Source organism: Streptomyces sp. NPDC086777 (genome assembly GCF_040702065.1).
Classification (GTDB): domain Bacteria; phylum Actinomycetota; class Actinomycetes; order Streptomycetales; family Streptomycetaceae; genus Streptomyces.
This window is the reverse complement of record NZ_JBFBJI010000023.1, coordinates 82,192-102,759: the sequence shown is the minus strand read 5'-3', so window position 1 is coordinate 102,759 and position 20,568 is coordinate 82,192. Positions and strand designations below refer to the sequence as shown.

Sequence of the window (20,568 nt, the reverse complement as noted above, 5' to 3'; positions counted from 1 at the left end):
GACGCTCTCGCCTCGCGCGGCCCGGCAGTGTAGACATGGGCTCATGGTCCGTCAGCCCGGCCGGTCCGACACTCGGCCGTCCCGATCCGGGACTCCGCGCGCGCCGCTCGCCCAGCGGGAGCCGAGCGGGCCGGGACGTATCCGGTCCGGACGGCTGTGGTCGGCGCTGAGCGGCCGCAGCGTGGCCTGGCAGGTGTTCGTGCTGCAGGTGGCGATCGTGCTGCTGCTGGTCGTCTCGGCCGTGCTGGCGCTGGTGCTCCAGGTGGAGCGCGACAGCAGCATGGAGGCCCGCAACCGGTCCCTGGCCGTCGCCCAGACCTTCGCCGACGCCCCCGGCACGGCGGCCGCCCTGCGGCTGCCCGACCCGACGACGGTGCTCCAGCCGCGGGCGGAGGCGGCCCGCAAGGCGACGGGCGTGGACTTCATCGTGGTCATGAACACCGACGGGATCCGGTACACACACCCCAAGCCGGACCGTATCGGCAAGAAGTTCGTCGGGACCATCGGGCCCGCGCTGGCCGGCGGGACGGTCACCGAGGAGGTGCACGGCACCATCGGGGAGCTGGTGCAGGCCGTGGTCCCGGTCCGGGACACGGACGGCACGGTGGTGGGCCTGGTGTCGGCCGGCATCACCACCGCGCACGTGGGCGGCACCGCCGACCAGCAGCTGCCGCTGCTGCTGACCGCGGCCGCGGCGGCGCTTGCCGTGGCGACGGCGGGCACCGCGCTGGTCAGCCGGCGGCTGCTGCGCCAGACGCACGGTCTGGGCCCGGACGAGATGACCCGGATGTACGAGCACCACGACGCGGTGCTGCACTCGGTGCGCGAGGGTGTGCTGATCGTCGGCGGCGACGGCCGGCTCATGCTCGCCAACGACGAGGCGCAGCGCCTGCTGGACCTGCCGGCGGACGCCGAGCGCCGCCGGGTCCCGGACCTCGGCCTGGACCCGGAGACGGCGACGCTGATCGCCTCCGGACGGGTCGCCACCGACGAGGTGCACCTGGTCAAGGACCGGCTGCTGGCCGTCAACCAGCGCCCCATCGAGGTGCGCGGCGGACCGCCCGGCAGCGTCGTCACCCTGCGCGACTCCACAGAGCTGCGGGCCCTCTCCGGCCGCGCCGAGGTGGCCCGCGAGCGCCTGAACATGCTGTACGACGCCGGGGTGGGCATCGGCACCAGCCTGGACGTCAGCCGGACCGCCGAGGAGCTCGCGGAGCTGGCCGTGCCGCGGTTCGCGGACTACGCCTCCGTCGACCTGTACGAGGCGGTCCTCAAGGGCGAGGAACCCAAGCCCGGGGACGCGCTGCGGCGGGTGGCGTGCAGCGGCATCCGCAAGGACGCCCCGCTGTACCCGGTCGGCGAGAGGTTCCAGTTCGTGCCGTCCTCGCCGCAGGGCCGCAGTCTGGAGACCGGCGAGTCGGTCGTCGAGCCGCGGCTGCGGGAGGCGCCCGGCTGGCGGGCCCAGGACGTGGAGCTGACCGGCCGGATCCTGGAGTTCGGCATCCACTCGCTGATCACGGTGCCGCTGCGGGCCGGGAACATGGTGCTGGGCCTGGCCAACTTCTGCCGCGCGGAGAAGCCCGCCCCGTTCGACACCGAGGAACTGGCGCTCGCCGAGGAGCTGGTGGCCCGCGCCGCCGTCTCCATCGACAACGCCCGCCGCTACACGCGCGAGCACAGCATGGCGGTCACCCTGCAGCGCAGTCTGCTGCCGCGCAGCCTGCCCGCGCAGAGCGCCCTGGACATCGCCTACCGCTACCTGCCAGCCCAGTCGGGCGTGGGCGGCGACTGGTTCGACGTGCTGCCGCTGTCCGGGGCCCGGGTGGCGCTGGTGGTCGGGGACGTGGTGGGGCACGGGCTGCACGCGGCGGCGACCATGGGGCGGCTGCGCACCGCCGTGCACAACTTCACGGCGCTGGACCTGCAGCCGGACGAGCTGCTGGGCCTGCTGGACGAGCTGGTGGGCCGCATCGACCAGGACGAGACTCCCGAGGACGACGCGGACGCCGCGGCCACGATCACCGGCGCGACCTGCCTGTACGCGATCTACGACCCGGTGTCCCGGCGCTGCACGGTGGCCCGCGCCGGTCATCCGCCGCCGGCGCTGGTCAGGCCGGACGGCACTGTGGAGTTCGCGGACGTGCCGGCCGGCCCCCCGCTGGGTCTGGGCGGGCTGCCCTTCGAGACGGCCGAGCTGGAGCTGGCGCCGGGCAGCAGCCTGGTCCTGTACACCGACGGGCTGGTGGAGGACCGGCAGCGGGACATCGACGAGGGGCTGGACCTGCTGGCGGGCGCGCTGGAGTCGGCGGCCGGCGACACCCCGGAGGAGACCTGTGCGGCCGTTCTGGAGCGGCTGCCGGCCCGCCCCAGCGACGACGTGGCGCTGATCGTCGCCAGGACCCGGGCGCTCGGGGCGGACCGGATCGCGGAGTGGCAGGTGCCGGCCGATCCGGCGGCCGTCTCGGACGTGCGGTCCAGGGTCACCCGCCAGCTGGCGGACTGGGACCTCGACGAGTTGTCGTTCACGACCGAGCTGATCCTCAGCGAGCTGGTCACCAACGCCATCCGGCACGGCCGGGCGCCCATCGGGGTACGGCTGCTGCGCGACCGGACGCTGATCTGCGAGGTCTCCGACGGCAGCACCACCTCCCCGCACCTGCGGTACGCGGCGAGCACCGACGAGGGCGGCCGGGGCCTGTTCCTGGTCGCGCAGATGGCCGAGCGCTGGGGCACCCGCTACACGCCCGCCGGGAAGGTCATCTGGGCGGAGCAGCCGCTGCCGTGATCCTCAGCCCAGCGCGCGGTCCAGGTTGAAGGCGGCGCTGATGAGGGAGAGGTGGGTGAACGCCTGCGGGAAGTTGCCCTGTTGCTCGCCGGTGCGGCCGATTTCCTCGGCGTACAGGCCGAGATGGTTGGCGTAGGTGAGCATCTTCTCGAAGGCGAGCCGGGCCTCGTCGACGCGTCCGGCGCGCACCAGGGCCTCCACGTACCAGAAGGAGCAGATCGAGAAGGTGCCCTCGTCGCCGCGGAGGCCGTCGGGGCTGGCCTGCGGGTCGTAGCGGTAGACGAGGGAGTCGGAGACCAGGTCCTCGGTGAGGGCGTCCAGGGTGGACAGCCACTTGGGGTCGGTCGGGGCGATGAACTTGGCCAGGGGCATCATCAGGAGCGACGCGTCGAGGACGTCGCCGCCCTCGTGCTGGACGAAGGCGCCGCGCCGCTCGGACCAGCCGCGGTCCATGATCCACCGGTAGATGGTGTCGCGGGACCGCAGCCAGCGGGGCAGGTCGGCGGGGAGGCCGCGCCGGTTGGCGAGGCGGATCGCCCGCTCGATGGCGACCCAGCACATCAGGCGTGAGTACAGGAAGTTCTTGCGGCCGCCGCGGGTCTCCCAGACGCCCTCGTCGGGCTGGTCCCAGTGGTCGCAGACCCACTCCACCAGGCGGGTGACGTCGTCCCACTGGGCGCTGGAGATGGGTTCGGCCCATTTGTCGTAGAGGTAGATCGAGTCGATGAGGGCGCCGTAGATGTCGAGCTGGAGCTGGTCGGCCGCGGCGTTGCCGACCCGGACCGGGGCCGAGCCGCAGTGGCCCTCCAGGTGGGTCAGTTCGCGTTCGGGCAGGTCGGAGCGGCCGTCGATGCCGTACATGATCTGCAGCGGGCCGGAGGCGAAGCCGTCGCCGGGGCTGATGTAGGTGGTCACGAACTTCATGAATGCCGCGGCCTCGCTGCTGAAGCCGAGCCGCAGCAGGGCGTAGACGGCGAACGCGGCGTCGCGGATCCAGACGTAGCGGTAGTCCCAGTTGCGTTCGCCGCCGACCTGCTCGGGGAGGCTCGTGGTGGGTGCGGCGACGATGGCGCCCGTGGGCGAGTAGGTGAGCAGTTTCAGGGTGAGTGCCGAACGGTGCACCATCTCGCGCCAGCGGCCGCGGTAGCGGGACTGGTGGAGCCAGCGCCGCCAGTAGCAGACCGTGGTCTCGAACTGCCGCTCGGCCTCGGCGCGGGCGCAGCCGCGGGGGGCGATGTCCGCGCCTGCCTGGTCGAGGGCGAAGACCGCCGACTCGCCCTCGGAGAGCTTGAAGTCGGCACAGGCGTCCGGGCCGTCGCTCTCCAGGGCCACCGTCGAGGTGAGCAGCAGGGACATGTCCGCGGACTCGAACAGCGCGGTGTCACCGAGCGTGCGCAGGGTGTGCGGGTCGGCGCCGTAGTTGAAGCGGGGGGCCACCCGGACCCGGAAGGGCACGGTGCCGCGCACGCACAGCACCCGGCGGATCAGCCGGTGCCGCGCGCGCTCGGCCGACTCGCCCGTCACCGGCATGAAGTCCTGGACCTCGCCGACCCCCTCGTCGGTGTAGAACCGGGTGATCAGAACGTTGGTGTCCGGGAAGTAGAACTGTTTGGTCCGGGCCGGCACCGAGGCGGCCAGCGCGAAGAAGCCGCCGCGCTCGGCGTCCAGGACCGCGGCGAAGACGCTCGGGGCGTCGAAGGACGGGCTGCAGTACCAGTCGATCGTGCCGTTGCTGCCGACCAGGGCCACGCTGCGCAGATCGCCGATCAGGCCGTGCTCGGCGATCGGCAGGTAGCGCGGGCTCCCGGGCGCATTCGGGTAAAACGCCTGCTCGGCCATCGTGACGGCCTCCCCGGAACGGATGTACGGTCACCTTACAACCGAAAAGGGGCGAATTCCTTCCCGGGATGCGGGGTGCGGCCGGGCGGGCAATCGTGAGAGTGTGCACCCCGCTCCGCGAAGGAGGGACCATGTCGACCTCAGAATCCGAAGCGTCCCGGCCGTCCGACGACCGCGCCACCCCGGACTCCCTGCTGCACAGCGCCCCCGGCACCGGGGTGGCGCCCGAGGACCTGGTGATGGCGTCGGGCCGGGACGTCACCCCGGAAACACTGGAATGGGCCAGGAAGAAGATGGAGCGCGAGGGGCCGAACTGCGTCGAGCGGCTCCTGCCCTGACACCGGCGACCCGCGGGGCCGGTGAGGGGCGCAACGGGCCTGGCCCGCGCCGGATTTCACGCGAAGGTTGCCCGTTCACCCTTTCGAAGCGGGGGCGGCTGCTGACAGACTTCGCAGGGTGCCCGACTTCGACATGCTCGTCATCGGTTCCGGACCCGGCGGTCAGAAGGCCGCCATCGCCGCGGCCAAGCTCGGCCGCCGGGTCGCCGTCGTGGACAGCCCCGACATGGTCGGCGGCGTGTCCATCCACACCGGGACCATCCCGTCCAAGACCCTGCGCGAGGCGGTCCTCTACCTGACCGGCCTGACCCAGCGCGACCTGTACGGCCAGAGCTACCGGCTGAAGGAGGACATCACCGTCGCCGACCTGACCGCGCGCACCCAGCACGTGGTCGGCCGCGAGGTGGACGTCATCCGCAACCAGCTCTCCCGCAACCACGTCACCCTCTGCTCCGGCGTCGGCCGGTTCGTCGACCCGCACACCGTCGCCCTGCGCGAACCCAACGGCGACGAACGGCTGTTGACGGCCGAGCACATCGTCATCGCGACCGGCACCCGGCCGGCCCGGCCGGACAGCGTCGAGTTCGACGGTCGCACCATCATGGACTCGGACAACGTGCTGTCGCTGGAGCGGGTGCCGCGCTCCATGGTCATCGTCGGGGCCGGCGTCATCGGCATGGAGTACGCGAGCATGTTCGCCGCGCTCGGCAGCAAGGTCACCGTGGTCGAGAAGCGCGCGGCCATGCTCGACATGTGCGACGTCGAGGTCGTCGAGTCGCTCAAGTACCACCTGCGGGACCTGGCCGTCACCTTCCGGTTCGGGGAGACCGTCGCCGCCGTCGAGCGGCATCCGCGGGGCACGCTGACCGTGCTGGAGAGCGGCAAGAAGATACCGGCGGACACGGTGATGTACTCGGCGGGCCGGCAGGGCCTGACCGACGGGCTCGACCTGGACAGGGCGGGCCTGTCCGCGGACCGGCGCGGCCGGATCACGGTGGACGAGCACTTCCGCACCGAGGTGCCGCACATCTACGCCGTGGGCGACGTCATCGGCTTCCCGGCGCTCGCGGCGACCTCGATGGAACAGGGCCGCGTCGCCGCCTACCACGCGTGCGGGGAACCGGTCGGGCAGATGGACAACCTCCAGCCCATCGGCATCTACACGATTCCGGAGATCAGCTTCGTCGGCCGGACCGAGGACCAACTCACCGCGGACAGTGTGCCGTTCGAGGTCGGGGTGGCCCGCTACCGGGAGCTGGCCCGGGGCCAGATCATCGGCGACTCGCACGGCATGCTCAAGCTCCTGGTCTCACCCGAGGACCGGCGGCTGCTCGGCGTGCACTGTTTCGGTACCGGAGCGACAGAACTGATCCATATCGGTCAGTCGGTCATCGGCTGCGGCGGCACGGTCGACTACCTGGTGGATGCGGTGTTCAACTACCCGACGCTCGCGGAGTCGTACAAGGTCGCGGCCCTCGACGCCACCAACAAGCTGCGGCAGCTCGACCGGCTGGAGGACTGAGGGGCCGGAGGAACCGCTGCTTCCGGTGGGAGAGTTGTCGGCACCAAGTGGCATATGTGATTACTGGTCGGTCATCTTGAAAGGTCAAAGCGTGCCGCTATAGTCACACCCACACACGCGGTGTGACCGTTCGCCGACTCTGGGCATGCGGCCCTCACCACCACCTTTCTCTTCCGACCGGTCCTTGCCCGAGGCCATCCCTCACCGGGTGCGGGGCGGGTCGTGCACCCCCCACCCGTACCGCCGCGGGTCTGCACTCCCGTGCGCCCTGCACGACCGGAAAGCAGCACAACCATGAGCAACAACAGGGGCAGAGGGCTCCAGGCCAACGCCCTCGGCACGTTCGACACGGTGGTCATGGCCGTCGCGGGCAGCGCACCGGCGTACTCGCTGGCCGCGACCACCGCGGTGCTGGTCGGGGCGGTGGGGCCGGCCAGTCCGGCCGCGCTGCTGTGGTGTGCGATACCGATGCTCGGCATCGCGCTCGCCTTCAGCTACCTGGGCCGGATCGACGTGAACGCGGGCGCGAGCTACTCCTGGGTGGGCCGCACCCTGCACCCGTTCCTCGGCTTCGTCAGCGGCTGGGCGCTGGTGGTGTCCGCGACCATCTTCATGGTGGCCGGCTCACTGCCCGCCGGGTCGATGACGCTGTCCCTGTTCCACGCGGACCTCGCCGACGACGTGGCCCTGTCCACCGTGGTCGGCGCCGCCTGGTTCCTGGTCATGCTGGCGGTGGTGCTCGGCGGCGCGCGCCTCACCGTCCGCGCCCAGCTGCTGATGTCCGGCATCGAACTGGCGATCCTGCTGCTCTTCGCGGTGCTGGCCCTCTTCCACACCGGCAACGCCCGCAGCTTCGACTGGTCCTGGCTCGGCTTCTCGCACTTCGACGGGGTCTCCGGCTTCGCCTCGGGCGCGCTCATCGCCGCCTTCTACTACTGGGGCTGGGACGTCACCAGCAACCTCAGCGAGGAGACCCGCAACTCCCGCCGCACCACCGGCCTCGCGGGCCTGATCGGCGTCGGCATCGTCTTCGCCCTCTTCGAGGTGTTCACCATCGCCGCGAACGTCGTCCTCTCCTCGGACCAGATCGACGCGAACAAGGCCAACGTGCTGGGCGTGCTGGGCCAGGAGATCTGGCCGGGCTGGGGCGGCAAGCTGCTCGTCGCCGCCGTGATGCTGTCCACCATCGCCACCCTGGAGACGACGCTCATCCAGGTCACCCGCTCGCTGTTCGCGATGGGCCGCGACCGTACGATGCCGACCGCGCTGGGCCGGGTGCACCGCACCTGGAACACCCCGCACGTGGCGATCGGCGTGGTCGGCGCGGTGGCGCTGACCCTGTTCATCGCCTCCAACGCACTGGGCTCGGTGGGCGAGATCCTCGATGACGCCATCAAGGCGATCGGCCTGCAGATCGCCGTCTACTACGGCCTCGCGGGCCTCGCGGTGGTCGTGGCCTACCGCAAGATGCTCTTCAGGTCGGCCGGCACCTTCCTGCTCGGCGGCCTGTGGCCGCTGTGCGGCGCGGTGTTCATGTTCTGGATCTTCGTCGAGTCACTGGGCGAGCTGAGCACCGCGGCCATCGCGATCGGCGTCGGCGGCCTGGCCGTCGGCCTGGTCCCGATGCTCTGGTACTGGAAGCAGGGCAGCGACTACTACCGGCCGGCCAGGCTGGACGCCACCCGGACGGTCGAGGCCGACTACGTCCCCGACGAACCCGCAACCGTGCACGCCCAGGCATACGAAGGCCTCCCCACCGACTTCTGAGGTACGAGTCAGATGGCGCGCGACCGTTTCGCCCCCGACTTCGACCCGGACTGCGGGGACGCGGCCCTCACCTCGGCCCGGCAGGACATCGTCATCGGCCGCTGGCAGGGACTCAGGGAACTGCTCCGGACCACCGGCCCGCACTGGCTGGCCCGGGGACACCGGGTCCGGCTGCTGGCACAGGCCTGCGCGGGCAACTCCACGTCGGAGTCCTGGCTGGCCGCCGAGCCGCACGGCGCCGACGCGCTGGTGCTGCGGGCGGCGACCGAGACTGCCCGGGCGTTCACCCTGGCCATCTCGGCGGGCCGGGGTGTCCCGATCGACCGGGCCAGGATCGACACCGCCGTGCTGGCCTGCCTGGCCGCCGCCGACGCGTACCCGCAGGACCCGACGCCCTGGGTCTCGCTGATCTCGGTGGCCCGGCTGTACCCGACCGGGGTGCGCCGGCAGGAACTCGCCCGCTGGTGGGACGAGCTGCACCGGCGCGACCCCTACAACGTGGAGGGCCACCTCCAGGTGCTCCACTACTACTCCGCGCGCTGGCACGGCACGCACGGCCTGATGTACGACTTCGCCCGGGACGCGGCCGGGGTCGCCCCGCCCGGCTGCGCGCTGCCCGTCCTGGTGCAGTACGCCCGCGTCGAGGAGTTCCGGTACGCCCTGGACGCGGCACAGGGACAGCAGAACGCGGTCGCGCTCAGCCAGCACTGGAAGCACGACGGGGCGGTCAGCGACGTACGCCGCACCTGGGAGCGCTGGATCGCCCAGCGTCCCGAGGGCCCGGTCGCCCCGGGCGAGCTGCGCGACCTCAACCATCTGACCCACGCGGCCTGCCAGGCGGGCGTCACCGACCTCGCCGTGGAACTGCTGCATCTGCAGGGGCGGCGCGCGACCCGCACGCCGTGGTCGTACACAGGCGACGCGGAGAAGCAGATCGTCAAGTGGCGGGCGGATCTGAAGATGCGTGGTTGACAGGCCGTCCGTGGGCTGCGGCGCCGTCCTCGCCGGTCGCGCGCAGTGCCCCTTACCGGGGTACTGCTCAGCTCTCGGTCTGCTCGGCGAGGCCGCTGGTCCACTTCTCCTCGATGCGGCCCATCTTCCAGACCGCCAGGGCGATCGCCCAGGTGGCGAAGAAGAGGCCGACGATGACGAAGCCGACGGTGTTCAGGTCGAGGCCGGACACCCAGTCCCAGAAGAAGCCGTGCAGGCCCGTCTTGTCGGCGAGCAGGCCGAGGAGTTCGACCGTGCCGATGATCAGGGCGACGGCCACGGACAGGCCGGTGATGGTGAGGTTGTAGTAGACCTTGCGGACCGGCTTGGAGAACGCCCACTCGTAGGCGAAGTTCATGAACGAGCCGTCGATGGTGTCGAGCAGGGACATGCCGGCCGCGAAGAGCACCGGCAGGGTCAGGATGGCGTACCAGGGCAGGCCGGAGGCGGCGCCGGAGCCGGCGAGGACGAGCAGGGCGATCTCGGTGGCGGTGTCGAAGCCGAGTCCGAAGAGCAGGCCGAGCGGGTACATCTGCCAGGGCTTGCGGATCGAGCCGGTGACCCGGCCGAGGAAGCGGTTCATGAAGCCGCGGTTGTTCAGCTGCGTCTCCAGCGCGGCCTCGTCGTAGGCGCCGGAGCGCATCTGCCGGAAGACCTTCCAGATGCCGGCCAGGATGACGAGGTTGATGCCGGCGATGAGGTAGAGGAAGGTGCCGGAGACCGTCGTACCGATCAGGCCGGTGACCTCGTGGAGGTGCGATCCGTCGTCCTGCACCGGTCCGGCCAGGGCCTTCATGCCGAACGAGAGCAGCAGGGAGAGGCCGAAGACGATGCTGGAGTGGCCGAGGGAGAACCAGAAGCCGACCGACAGGGGCCGCTGCCCCTCCCCCATCAGCTTGCGGGTGGTGTTGTCGATCGCCGCGATGTGGTCGGCGTCGAAGGCGTGCCGCATGCCCAGCGTGTAGGCGGTCACGCCGATGCCTATGCCGAAGGACTCGGTACCGACGCTGAAGTGCTGCGGGGCGATGATCCCGACCAGCGTCCCCCAGCCGATGACGTGCAGGGCAAGCACGAAGCCGGCCATCCCGCCGACCCTGATCCACTCCTGCCGGGTCATGGAGCCCCGGACACGGTGCCAGGCCGAGCGCTTGGTCTCGGCCTGGGCGGGGAGGGACGGAGCGGAACCAGGGGCGGCCGTCATCGGGAGGTGACATCCTTCGGTCGAGCGATGGGCAGCTGCCATGGGCAGCCTTGTGCCATCCTCTCGTACTTGCACATCGTTCGCAGCAAGGTCCGCGACAGGCCTTCACCAAGAGAATGCCATGAGAAGGCAAAGGCCGGTCGGCGGTCAGGACGCCAGCAGTCCGCTCCCCAGCCAGTCCTCGGTGTTCCTCACGCCCGGCAGGGCGAAGAAGTAGCCGCCTCCGGTCGGGGAGATGTAGTCGACGAGCGGCTCGTCGATGAGCCGGGTCTGGGTGGCCTCGAACTGTCGCTGGACGTCCTGCTGGTAGCAGCAGAAGACCAGGCCCATGTCGAGGTTGCCGACGCTGTCGATGCCCCGGTCGTAGTTGTAGCCGCGGCGCAGGATGCGGGAGCTGTCGGTCTTCGCGGTGCGCGGGTTGGCGAGCCGGATGTGGGCGTCCAGCGGGATGGCGTTGCCCTTCGGGTCCTTGGCGTAGTTCGGGATGTCGGTCTCCTTGGCGCCGTCCAGCGGGGCGCCGGTGTCCTTGCGGCGGCCGAACATCAGCTCCTGCTCGCTGAGCGAGACCCGGTCCCAGAACTCGACGAGCATCCGGATGATCCGGACGACCTGGTAGCTGCCGCCCGCCGTCCAGGACGGCTCGCCCTGTCCCGCACCGACCCAGATCAGCCGGTTGGTCTCCCGGGCGGAGTCGACGTCCGGGTTGGCGATGCCGTCCTTGAAGCCGAGGAGGTTGCGCTGGGCGCCGGTGGGCCGCGGGGCGTTCTGGAAGCCGTCGATCCGCCACCTGATCTGCATGGCGCCGCGGGTGTGCTTGGCGATGTCCCGCAGGGCGTGCAGGACGGTGTCGGTGCTGTCGGCGCAGATCTGGAGGGACAGGTCGCCGTGGCACTCGGCGGGCTTCAGGTTGTCGTTGGGGAAGGTCCGCATCGGGGTCAGCCGGGCCGGCTTCGCCTTCGCCAGGCCGTAGCGGTCGTCGAACAGGGAGGCGCCGACGCCGACGGTGACGGTGAGCGCGTCGGAGGGGACCTCGGGGCCGAGGATGCCGTTGTCGGCGGGCGGCGCGCCGACGCCGAGGTCGTCGGGGGTGCCGCCGGAGGTGAGGAACCGGGCCCGCGCGGTGATCGTCTTCAGCAGGTCGGCGAGCTCCTGCCGGTTGTCGGCTATGACGTCGAGGGAGACGAAGGTGGCGGCCGCGGGGGCGGGGGTGAGGATGCCGGCCTGGTGGATGCCGTGGAAGGGGACCTTCGCGGTGCCGGTCCCGTCGGCGGCCCGGGCCTCGGCGGTGCCGCCGGCCTGGCTCAGCGCGAAGCCGCCGCCGGCCAGGACCGCGCCCGCGGCGCCGGCGCCCAGCGCCGTCCGCACGAAGGAGCGGCGGCCCGTGCCCATCGGGCAGGACGGGGTGTCGGCAGCGGGCATCGGAGGGTTCCCTTCGTCGTACGGGTGCGGGTGCTGTGCGGGGCTCATCAGGCGGACTTCCTGATCTCCAGGAGGTCCGGCACCGGGGCGAGGTCTTCCAGGAGCTGTCCGGTGGCTCCGCCGATCCGCTGCCGGGTGCTGGTGTCGAGCTGCTCGACCGGGGTCCAGTTCGCGCCCCGGTGCTCGGCGTCCAGGAGCTGCTGGAGGCGGGCGATGTCCGCGTCGACGGCCGGCAGCAGCTTCGGCGCCCGCGCGGTCAGCAGAGGCCGCAGCACGGTGAGCAGTTCGCGGGTGCCGGCCAGGTTGGCGTTCGCGGTGGCCAGGTTGGTGCCGCTGCCCTCGTCGGTGTCGGCGGTCAGCTCGAACTGGAGGGTGTTCTCCAGGATCTCGTGGGCGCGCAGCGGCAGGTCTCCCGGAGCGAAGTCCTGCGTGGGGAAGGCCTTCTGGAGTCCGGCGGCCGCGGCCGCGAGCGCCTGGACCGGAGCCTTCAGCTGCCCTGCGGTCTGCGCGTGCCACAGTCCGTACTCGACCCGGTGGAACCCCGCGAAGTCCCTGTCGGCCACTCCCCCGGGGAGGCCGTCGGCGCGCCCGTTGATCTTCTGGTCGTAGTCCTCGAAGGTGCCGTAGGCGGCGCCGAGCGAGGAGTACGTGAGGTGGGCGGCCAGCCAGTCGGTGCGGGCCTTGGCGAGGTGGTTGCCCGCGATGTCGGCGTCGAGGGTGCGGGTCTGGGCCACGAGGGTGGCCAGCCCCTGCTCGACGTACGCCGTGTAGGCCTTGAGCGGCGCCGCGAGGTCGTTCTCGGACACCGGTACGACCGCCTTGGTGCTGCCCGTGCCGCCGCTGACGGTGACCGACCTGGAGGTGACGGCCCTGCCGCTGGAGGGGACGCAGCGCCAGGCGTAGGTGCCGCCGGCGACCGTGGCGACGAGGTCCCGGGTGGTGCCGGGGGCGAGGCCCTCGACCTCGCCGTAGACCGCGTTGCTGCCCGGGTCGATCAGGTACACCTCGGAGGTCTTGTCCCCGGTGTTGCGCATCCGGAAGGTCTGGCGGCCCGGCTCGGGCGCGGTGAAGCCCTTGCCGCACTCGGTCTCGGAGACGGCGACGGTCTCGCCGCTCGTGGGCTTGGGCCGGGCCAGGGAGACGACGAGGCCCGCGACGACGGCCGGAACGGCGACCACGGCCACGGGCACCACCCAGACGGGCCGGCGCCGCGCGGCCCCCGCGGGCCCGGGTCCGGCGACGGCCGGCTCCGGCGCGGACGTGACGGCGGCCGTGACGACGGCCGGCTCCGGCGCGGACGTGACGGCGGCCGGCTCCGGCGCGGCGGCAGGCGCGGCGGGCACCCCGCGCACTCCCCTCACTCCCCGCACGAACAGGGTCATCACCACGGCGAGGTAGCCGGCGTAGCCGGCCACCTGGAGCCAGGTCATCGCCGGCGTGATGTTGAGGACGCCCTGGAGGAGGGTGCTGTACCAGGAGCCCGCGTCGACGTGGCTGGTGAGGTCGAAGGCGTAGGCGGTGTTGCCGGGGAGGACGCCGCCCTCCTGGAGGTCGCGGAGTCCGTAGCCGAGGACGCCGGCCGCGATCACGATCAGAACGGCGCCGGTGTAGGTGAAGAACCTCGTGAGGTTGATCTTCAGCACCCGACGGTACAGCCCCCAGCAGAGGCCGGCCGCCAGGACCAGGCCGATCCCGGCGCCGGTCAGCGGACCCGCCGACTCGCCGGCCGCCCGCGCCGTGGTCCACAGGAACAGCGCGGTCTCCAGGCCCTCGCGGCCGACCGCGAGGAACGAGGTCAGGACGAGCACGCCCGATCCCATGGCCAGGGCGCCGGTGACCCGCTCCTTGATCTCGCCGGCGAGGCTTCGGGCCGACCGGCGCATCCAGAAGACCATCGCGGTGACGAAGGCGACCGCGATCACACTGAGGGTGCCGCCGAAGGCCTCCTGGGCGGTCGCGGAGAGGGAGGCGGCGGTGAAGGTGAGGACCGCGCCGAAGCTCATCGCCAGCGCGATCGCGGCCAGGACACCCGTCCACACCTGCGGGAGCCGATTCCTGGCACCGGCCCGCACCAGCGTGGCGACCAGGATCGAGACGATCAGCCCTGCCTCAAGACCTTCCCTCAGCCCGATCAGGAAACTCGGAAACGCGTCGTCCCACATCCGCCGCAGCCCTCCCCGGCAGGCCCGTCCCCGCCTCGTGGCTCGAACTTAGTGAAGGCATGCCTTACTCCGCCGACCATGATGACTACACCCATGTAGTCAGCCGGTCATGAACGGGCAATGGTGCGGCAAAAGCCGCGACCGGACACGGACGCGCGCGGCCGGGAACGCCGCCGGGACGACCGTCGTCTACATTCGGGTAGACCGTCTACAGGTTCGTAGTCACCACCCGCGTCGCACCGCACAGCACCGCGTAGTACCGCATCGCACTCGTCACACTCGTCACACCTAGGGGGCCGTCGTCGGCGTCATGGATCGCAAGAGGGCCGCGGAGTTCGCGGGGAGTGCCGCGCTCGGGGCCTGGGCGGCGTTCGCCGTCCTCGCGCTGGTGGTGGCGGGTCGGCACGGCACCCCGCTCGCCGTGGACCGCACCTTGCTGGCCTGGTCCGTCGGTCACCGGCCCGACGTGGCGACGGCCGCGGCCCGGGGGATCACCGCGACCGGCACCGGGATCGTGCCGTACGCCCTGGTCGTGGCGGCCGGGCTGGTCGCGGGCCGGACCCGGCGGCAGCGGCCGGTCGCCGCGCTGCTCGGCGCGGGCTGCCTGGCCCTGGGCCAGGCGGCCCGGTGGGGCGTGATGGAGCTGGTGGCCCGGCCCCGGCCGCCGCAGGCCGACTGGCAGACGTCGGCCTCCGGCTGGTCGTTCCCGTCCGGCCACACCACGACCGCCGCGCTCGCCGCCGGCCTGGTGATCCTCGCGGTCCGGACGAGGGCCTCGCCCGGCCGTGCCCCGTGGTGTGCGGCCATCGCCTGCTGGGGGCTCGCCGTGGGGGCCACCCGGGTGTACCTCGGCGTGCACTGGTGCACCGACGTGATCGGCGGCTGGCTGTTCGCGGCCGGGTGGCTCGGGGTCTTCGCGTGCCTGGCGGCCCGGTGGCTTCCGGACACGTGGGCGCCGGACGGCACGCCGGAGCGACCGGTGGCCGCACCCTGAGCCGGGACGCGGCGGACCGCCGGCCGCAGAGCCGACGTCACAGGGCCCGGCGCCGCACCAGCAGCCCGAGCACCAGCAGGCCCGGCAGCAGCGGCAGCCACATGGTCAGCAGCCGGTAGCCGAGCACGGCGGAGGCGGCCGCGGCGGCCGGGGTCCCGGAGGCGGTGAGGGCGAACGCGAGGGCCGCGTCGAGGGAGCCGAGGCCGCCCGGGGTGGGCAGCAGCGCGGCGGCGCCGCTGGCGGCGAGGTAGAGCAGCGCCACCCGGGCCGGGGGCAGCGGCAGTCCGACCGCCCGGGTGACGGCGAAGAGCACCAGCGCGTGCAGCCCGGCGAAGGCCAGCGAGCCGCCCCACAGCGCGGCCGCACGGACCGGACGGGCGTGCAGGGCCCGGATGTCGGCGGCCACCGCGGCCACCGCGCCCCGGCAGCGCGGCCACACCCGGACGCGGAGCAGCACCAGGCCAAGGGCAGCCGTGGCGGCCACGGCGAGGAGGGTGGCGCCGGTGACGTGCGGGATCCGCAGCAGCCCCGGGCAGGCGGGAGCGAGCACGGCGATCAGCACCAGCCTGACCACGGCCCCGGAGGCCGCCTTGACCGCGAGGGCCGACGCACCGCGGCCCGCCGTGATCCCGCAGCGCATCAGGAACCGCAGGTTCACCGCACCCGCGCCGAGCCCGGCGGGCAGCACGTGGTTGGCGGCCGACGCGGCGAACTGGGCGGCGAACAGCCGCCCGCCGGGCAGCCGCCGGGTGACCGCGCCCTGTTGGGCGAGCGCGGAGGAGACCCAGGTCCCGGCCGCCGCCACGGCCGCCACCAGCAGCCACCTCTGGTCGGCGCCGGCGAGCCGGACCGCCCCGCGCGTCACCACCGGCCAGTGCCGCCGGACCAGCCAGCCCGCGCCGATGAGCAGCACCAGGCAGGCACCGCTCTGCCAGTAGAGTCCCCGGCGGCCCATGACGGCCGTGGCGTTCACGTTCGAGACCATCGAGGCACCCACCCCTGTTCCCCTGCGGCGCGCAGGACCCTCCACGGGCTTCAGGGACAAACACTGACAAACTAACCGGACTTACCGGCGGAGGCCGCGCGGGTACGGCCATACGAACGGCGGCACTACGCGCTGTAAGGTTGTGCCATGGCTGGCACAGGGTCCCGCGGCAGGACGGAGCGGCGCAGCGCCGGAGAGCTGGAGAGCGAGGTCCTGGCGGCCCTGTGGGCGACCGAACGCCCGTTGACCCCGGCCGAGATCCAGACCGAGATCGGCGGCGGACTCGCGTACAACACGGTCCACACCATCCTGAAGCGGCTGTACGACAAGGGGCTCGTCCTGCGCGACGCGGACGGGCGGCGGGGTGCGTACCGGCCGGCGAAGAACGCCGCCGAACTGACCGCCGAGGCCATGCACGAGGCCCTGGACCGGGGCCCGGACCCGATCGCGGCGCTCCAGCAGTTCGTGTCCGGCCTGAGCCCGGAGGAGGAGCGGGCGCTGCGGAACCTGTTCGCCGGAGGCGGCGCATGAGGTTCGACGTCTACACCCCGCTGCTGGTCTCCCTGCTCCTGTCCCTGGTCAGCCCGGTGACGGCGCGCCGGGTCGCGCCGGCGCTGGCGGCCCGCGTCCTCGCCTGCGCCGCGGTGCTGACCGCCGCCGCGGCCACCTGGTCGCTGATCCTCCTGACGACGGCCCTGCTGGGCGACGCCCCGCCGGTGGTCCGGGAGGCCCACGAGGACGGGCACCCGCTGGCCGACCCGGTGCCCGAGGTGATCGGCCTCGCCGCCTGCCTGGCGCTGGTCGTCGTGGTCTGGCGGGTGCAGCGGGCGGTGCGTGCCGAGCGGCGCACCCGGCGGGCGCTGCGGCGGCTGTGCGCGGGGCATCCGCGGGACACCGAGCTGGTGGTGGCGGCCTGCGAGGTGCCGCGGGCGTTCGCGATCCCGGGCCGGCCGGGCCGCATCCTGGTCACCTCGGCGATGCTGGGCGCGCTGGCACCGGCGGAGCGGCGGGTGCTGCTCGCACACGAACGGGCCCACCTACGCCACCGGCACGGCCGTCTGGTGACGGCGGTGACGCTCGCCGCGGCCGCCAATCCGCTGCTCGGCCCGGTGCGTTCGGCCGTGACCTTCCTGGCGGAGCGGTGGGCGGACGAGCAGGCGGCGACGGAGGTCGGGGACCGCGGCACCACGGCCCGGGCGCTGGCCCGGGCGGCGCTCAGCGCGGGGCGGCCCGCGCGCCCGGCCTGCGGCCTGAACTTCACCGACCGGGCGGTCACCCGCCGCATCGCGGCCCTGCAGACGACCCCGCCCCCGTATCTCTGGCCGGCCGCGGCGGCCGTGCTCGCCCTCGGCGCACTGGCAGCGCTGTTCGCGGCGGACGCGACGGGAGACCTGGTACGGCTCCTTTTCGACGCCCTCACGTGAAGCGCCCTCCTCTTCTTGGGCGCCGCACACCTGCCGCAGCAAGACGGGGCGCCGTCGCTCAGGCCGGTCGGGTCGGTGCCCGGTGCGGCGGCTGGGCCGGGGTCGGTCCGGGCCTGGTCGGCGGCACCGCCCGCACCGCCGGGCTCTCCGTGCCGACCGTCACCGGCTCGCCGTGGTGGTACACCGTCAGCGGCGGACCGTCCAGCAGGGTGTACGTCGCCTTGTCGGCGCCGATCTCCACCCGCAGCCTGCTGCCGCGCAGCTGCAGGCTGAAGGCGAGCCGGCGCAGCCGTTCCGGCAGCCGGGGGGCGAAGCGGGCCCCGTCGTCGTAGTGGCGCAGCCCGCCGAAGCCGGCGACCAGGGCCATCCAGGTGCCGGCGAGGGAGGCGATGTGCAGTCCGTCGCGGGTGTTGTGCTCCAGGTCGTCGAGGTCCATCAGCGCGGCCTCGGCGGTGTAGGCGTGGGCGAGCGCGAGATGCCCGGCCTGGGCGGCGACGACGGCCTGGCAGCAGGCGGACAGCGAGGAGTCGCGGACGGTCAGCGGTTCGTAGTAGGCGAAGTTGCGGGCGATGTGCTCCTCGTCGAAGTACGACTCGCAGGTGTACATCGCCAGCACCAGGTCGGCCTGTTTGACGACCTGTTTGCGGTAGAGGTCGAAGTAGGGGAAGTTCAGCAGCAGCGGGTACTGCTCGGGGCTGGTGTTCTCGAAGTCCCAGCGCTGGTAGCGGGTGAAGCCGGCGCTCTGTTCGTGGACGCGGAGCTCGTGGTTGTAGGGGATGTGCATGGACTCGGCCGCGTCCCGCCAGGCGGCGCTCTCCTCCGCGTCGACGCCGAGCTCCGCCCCCTGCCGCGGGTGGCGTTCGACGGCGTCGGCGGCGGCCACCAGGTTCGCGCGGGCCATCAGGTTGGTGTACGTGTTGTCGTCGGCGACCGCGCTGTACTCGTCGGGGCCGGTGACGCCGTCGATGTGGAAGGCGCCGCGGCTGTCGTGGTGGCCGAGCGAGCGCCACAGGCGGGCCGTCTCGACGAGCAGTTCGACGCCGGCGTCCCGTTCGAAGTCGGTGTCGCCGGTGGCGGCGACGTAGCGGACCACGGCGTCGGCGACGTCGGCGTTGACGTGGAAGGCGGCGGTGCCGGCCGGCCAGTAGGCCGAGCCCTCCGGTCCCGCGATGGTCCGCCACGGGAACGCGGCCCCCTCCAGGCCGAGCTGGGCCGCGCGTTCGCGGGCGGCGGGCAGCGTGTTGTGCCGCCAGCGCAGCGCCTCGGCGACGGCACCGGGGGCGGTGTGGGTGAGCACGGGCAGCACGAACATCTCGGTGTCCCAGAAGGCGTGCCCGTCGTACCCGGAGCCGGTGAGGCCCTTGGCGGGTATCGCCCGCTGTTCGGCACGGGCCCCGGCCTGGAGCACGTGGAAGAGGGCGAAGCGGACGGCCTGCTGGACCTCCTCGTCGCCGTCCACCTCCACGTCGGCGCGGGACCAGAAGTCGTCCAGGTAGCCGCGCTGCTCGTCGGCGAGCCCCTGCCAGCCCTCCTGGGCGGCGGCCGCGAGCGCCGCGTCCACCTGGTCGGCCATGGCGGGCAGCGAGCGCACCCCGGACCAGCCGTGGGCGACGAACTTCTCCACCCGCAGCCGCTGCCCGGGCTCCAGGACGGAGGTGACGGTCATCCGGGCCACGTCCACGCCGCTCTCGGCGCGCACCGAGGTCCGCTCGGGACCGGAGACGGTGTGGTCGGCGGCGGCCGCGACCCGCAGGCCGCTGCGCCGGGTGCGGTGCACGAGACGCAGCCGCTGCCCGGAGGCGAAGTCGTCCTCCTGCTCCAGCGGCGACTGCAGCGCCAGCGCCGCGCGGGGATCGCCGTTCGAATCGGGCAGTTGCTCGTTGGCGACCAGTTCGGACTGGACCACGATCCGGCAGCGCCGGTCGACGGCCTCCACCTCGTAGGCGACGGCCGCGATCGCGCGCTGGGTCAGCGACACCAGCCGGGTCGAGCGCACCCGCACGGTGGAGCCGGCCGGGGAGGTCCACTCGCAGGTCCGCTCCAGGACGCCGCGGCGCAGGTCGAGGACCCGCTCATGGGCGACCAGCCGACCGTAGCGCAGGTCGAAGGGCTCGTCGTCGACCAGCAGCCGCAGGATCTTGCCGTTGGTGACGTTGATGACGGTCTGCCCGGACTCCGGGTAGCCGTAGCCGGCCTCGGCGTACGGCAGCGGGTGCACCTCGTGCACGCCGTTGAGGTAACTGCCCGGCAGGCCGTGCGGTTCGCCCTCGTCGAGGTTGCCGCGCCAGCCGACGTGCCCGTTGGACAGTGCGAAGACCGACTCGCTCTGTGCGAGCACGTCCAGGTTGAGCGCGGTCTCGCGGACCGTCCAGGGCTCCACGGCGTACGCCCGTTGGGTGATCACTCCTTGCCTCCCAGCTCGGCGAGGTCCTTCACGACGGTGTCCGCGCCGTGGGCGTACAGGGCGTCCGTCTGCCCGACGCGGTCCACGCCGACGACGTACCCGAAACGGCCCGCCCGACCCGCGTCCATCCCGGCGAGGGCGTCCTCGAAGACCGCGGCGGCGGCCGGTTCGACCCCCAGGTCGTGGGCGGCGGCGAGGAAGGTGTCCGGGTGCGGCTTGCCGGGGAGGTGCCGCTCGGCGGCCACGACGCCGTCGATCCGGACGTCGAAGAAGTGCTCGGCGCCGATCGAGCGCAGGACGTCACGGCAGTTGGCGCTGGAGGAGACGATCGCGGTGCGCAGCCCCTGCGCGCGGACCGCCTCCAGGTAGCGCAGGGTGCCGTCGTAGGCCTCGACGCCCTGGGTGCGGATCTTCTCCAGCAGCAGTTCGTTCTTGCGGTTGCCGAGGCCGTGCACGGTCGGGGCGTCCGGTGGGTCGTCCGGGGTGCCCTCGGGCAGGTGGATGCCGCGGGATTCGAGGAAGGCGCGGACCCCGTCGGCGCGCGGGCGTCCGTCGACGTACTCGTCGTAGTCGGCGACCGCGTCGAAGGGCCGCTGTCCGTCGCGGCCGCGCAGGAAGGCGTCGAAGGTCTCCTTCCAGGCCGCCGCGTGCACGACGGCCGTCTTGGTGACGACCCCGTCGAGATCGAAGAGACAGGCCTGGATGGTGTCGGGCAGACCGAGTGCAGTCATGCCCGGC

15 protein-coding genes are annotated in these 20,568 nt (G+C 72.6%); 8 read left to right on the top strand and 7 right to left on the bottom strand.

The features are described 5' to 3' along the window. Positions 1–43: 43 nt before the first annotated feature. Positions 44–2,785, top strand: a complete 2,742-nt coding sequence (locus AB0472_RS29365; protein ID WP_366360666.1) for a SpoIIE family protein phosphatase — start codon at positions 44–46, stop codon at positions 2,783–2,785. A gap of 3 nt (positions 2,786–2,788) precedes the next feature. Here the strand turns inward: AB0472_RS29365 and AB0472_RS29360 are convergent, their stop codons facing one another. After that, positions 2,789–4,624, bottom strand: a complete 1,836-nt coding sequence (locus tag AB0472_RS29360; protein WP_366360664.1) for a glycoside hydrolase family 15 protein — start codon at positions 4,622–4,624, stop codon at positions 2,789–2,791. 131 nt (positions 4,625–4,755) lie between these two features. Between AB0472_RS29360 and AB0472_RS29355 the strand changes: the two genes are divergently transcribed. From AB0472_RS29355 to AB0472_RS29340, 4 genes are all read left to right on the top strand, one after another. Further along, positions 4,756–4,962: a hypothetical protein gene (locus AB0472_RS29355; protein WP_352363163.1), complete on the top strand. Its 207-nt coding sequence runs from the start codon at positions 4,756–4,758 to the stop codon at positions 4,960–4,962. A gap of 118 nt (positions 4,963–5,080) precedes the next feature. Beyond that, positions 5,081–6,484 (top strand): Si-specific NAD(P)(+) transhydrogenase, encoded by a 1,404-nt coding sequence (sthA, locus tag AB0472_RS29350; RefSeq protein ID WP_366360662.1) that lies wholly within the window; start codon positions 5,081–5,083, stop codon positions 6,482–6,484. A gap of 294 nt (positions 6,485–6,778) precedes the next feature. Then, positions 6,779–8,251 carry an APC family permease gene (locus AB0472_RS29345; RefSeq protein WP_366360660.1) on the top strand — a complete coding sequence of 491 codons (1,473 nt, stop codon included), beginning with the start codon at positions 6,779–6,781 and terminating at the stop codon, positions 8,249–8,251. 12 nt (positions 8,252–8,263) lie between these two features. Further along, on the top strand, positions 8,264–9,223 hold the full coding sequence (locus AB0472_RS29340; protein ID WP_366360658.1) for a hypothetical protein: 960 nt from the start codon (positions 8,264–8,266) through the stop codon (positions 9,221–9,223). A gap of 67 nt (positions 9,224–9,290) precedes the next feature. On the opposite strand, the gene AB0472_RS29335 is transcribed toward AB0472_RS29340, so the two are convergent. The 3 genes from AB0472_RS29335 to efeU all read right to left on the bottom strand — a co-directional run bounded on the left by AB0472_RS29335 (position 9,291) and on the right by efeU (position 14,023). Continuing rightward, on the bottom strand, positions 9,291–10,442 hold the full coding sequence (locus AB0472_RS29335) for a HoxN/HupN/NixA family nickel/cobalt transporter (protein WP_366360656.1): 1,152 nt from the start codon (positions 10,440–10,442) through the stop codon (positions 9,291–9,293). 147 nt (positions 10,443–10,589) lie between these two features. Continuing rightward, positions 10,590–11,861 carry an iron uptake transporter deferrochelatase/peroxidase subunit gene (gene efeB, locus AB0472_RS29330; RefSeq protein ID WP_366360654.1) on the bottom strand — a complete coding sequence of 424 codons (1,272 nt, stop codon included), beginning with the start codon at positions 11,859–11,861 and terminating at the stop codon, positions 10,590–10,592. Between the two features lie 47 nt (positions 11,862–11,908). Beyond that, entirely contained in the window at positions 11,909–14,023 is a 2,115-nt protein-coding gene (efeU, locus tag AB0472_RS29325; RefSeq protein ID WP_366360653.1) for an iron uptake transporter permease EfeU, read from the bottom strand. Positions 14,024–14,333: 310 nt separating this feature from the next. Between efeU and AB0472_RS29320 the strand changes: the two genes are divergently transcribed. After that, positions 14,334–15,017 carry a phosphatase PAP2 family protein gene (locus tag AB0472_RS29320; protein WP_366360651.1) on the top strand — a complete coding sequence of 228 codons (684 nt, stop codon included), beginning with the start codon at positions 14,334–14,336 and terminating at the stop codon, positions 15,015–15,017. Between the two features lie 37 nt (positions 15,018–15,054). Here AB0472_RS29320 and AB0472_RS29315 read toward each other — a convergent pair whose 3' ends face one another. Then, positions 15,055–15,972, bottom strand: a complete 918-nt coding sequence (locus AB0472_RS29315) for a lysylphosphatidylglycerol synthase domain-containing protein (protein WP_366360751.1) — start codon at positions 15,970–15,972, stop codon at positions 15,055–15,057. A gap of 177 nt (positions 15,973–16,149) precedes the next feature. Between AB0472_RS29315 and AB0472_RS29310 the strand changes: the two genes are divergently transcribed. Next, positions 16,150–16,533: a BlaI/MecI/CopY family transcriptional regulator gene (locus AB0472_RS29310; protein ID WP_294007099.1), complete on the top strand. Its 384-nt coding sequence runs from the start codon at positions 16,150–16,152 to the stop codon at positions 16,531–16,533. Continuing rightward, positions 16,530–17,426 (top strand): M56 family metallopeptidase, encoded by an 897-nt coding sequence (locus tag AB0472_RS29305; protein ID WP_366360650.1) that lies wholly within the window; start codon positions 16,530–16,532, stop codon positions 17,424–17,426. Before AB0472_RS29310 ends, AB0472_RS29305 begins: the two co-directional genes overlap by 4 nt. 58 nt (positions 17,427–17,484) lie before the next feature. Here the strand turns inward: AB0472_RS29305 and AB0472_RS29300 are convergent, their stop codons facing one another. Both AB0472_RS29300 and AB0472_RS29295 read right to left on the bottom strand, forming a co-directional pair. Continuing rightward, the gene (locus AB0472_RS29300) at positions 17,485–19,830 is read right to left on the bottom strand and encodes a glycosyl hydrolase family 65 protein (RefSeq protein WP_366360648.1); all 2,346 of its coding nucleotides are present in this window, start codon (positions 19,828–19,830) and stop codon (positions 17,485–17,487) included. Continuing rightward, positions 19,827–20,561, bottom strand: coding sequence for a beta-phosphoglucomutase family hydrolase (locus AB0472_RS29295; RefSeq protein ID WP_366360646.1), 735 nt, complete (start codon positions 20,559–20,561; stop codon positions 19,827–19,829). The genes AB0472_RS29300 and AB0472_RS29295 overlap by 4 nt, the downstream gene beginning before the upstream one ends. Between the last annotated feature and the right edge of the window lie 7 nt (positions 20,562–20,568).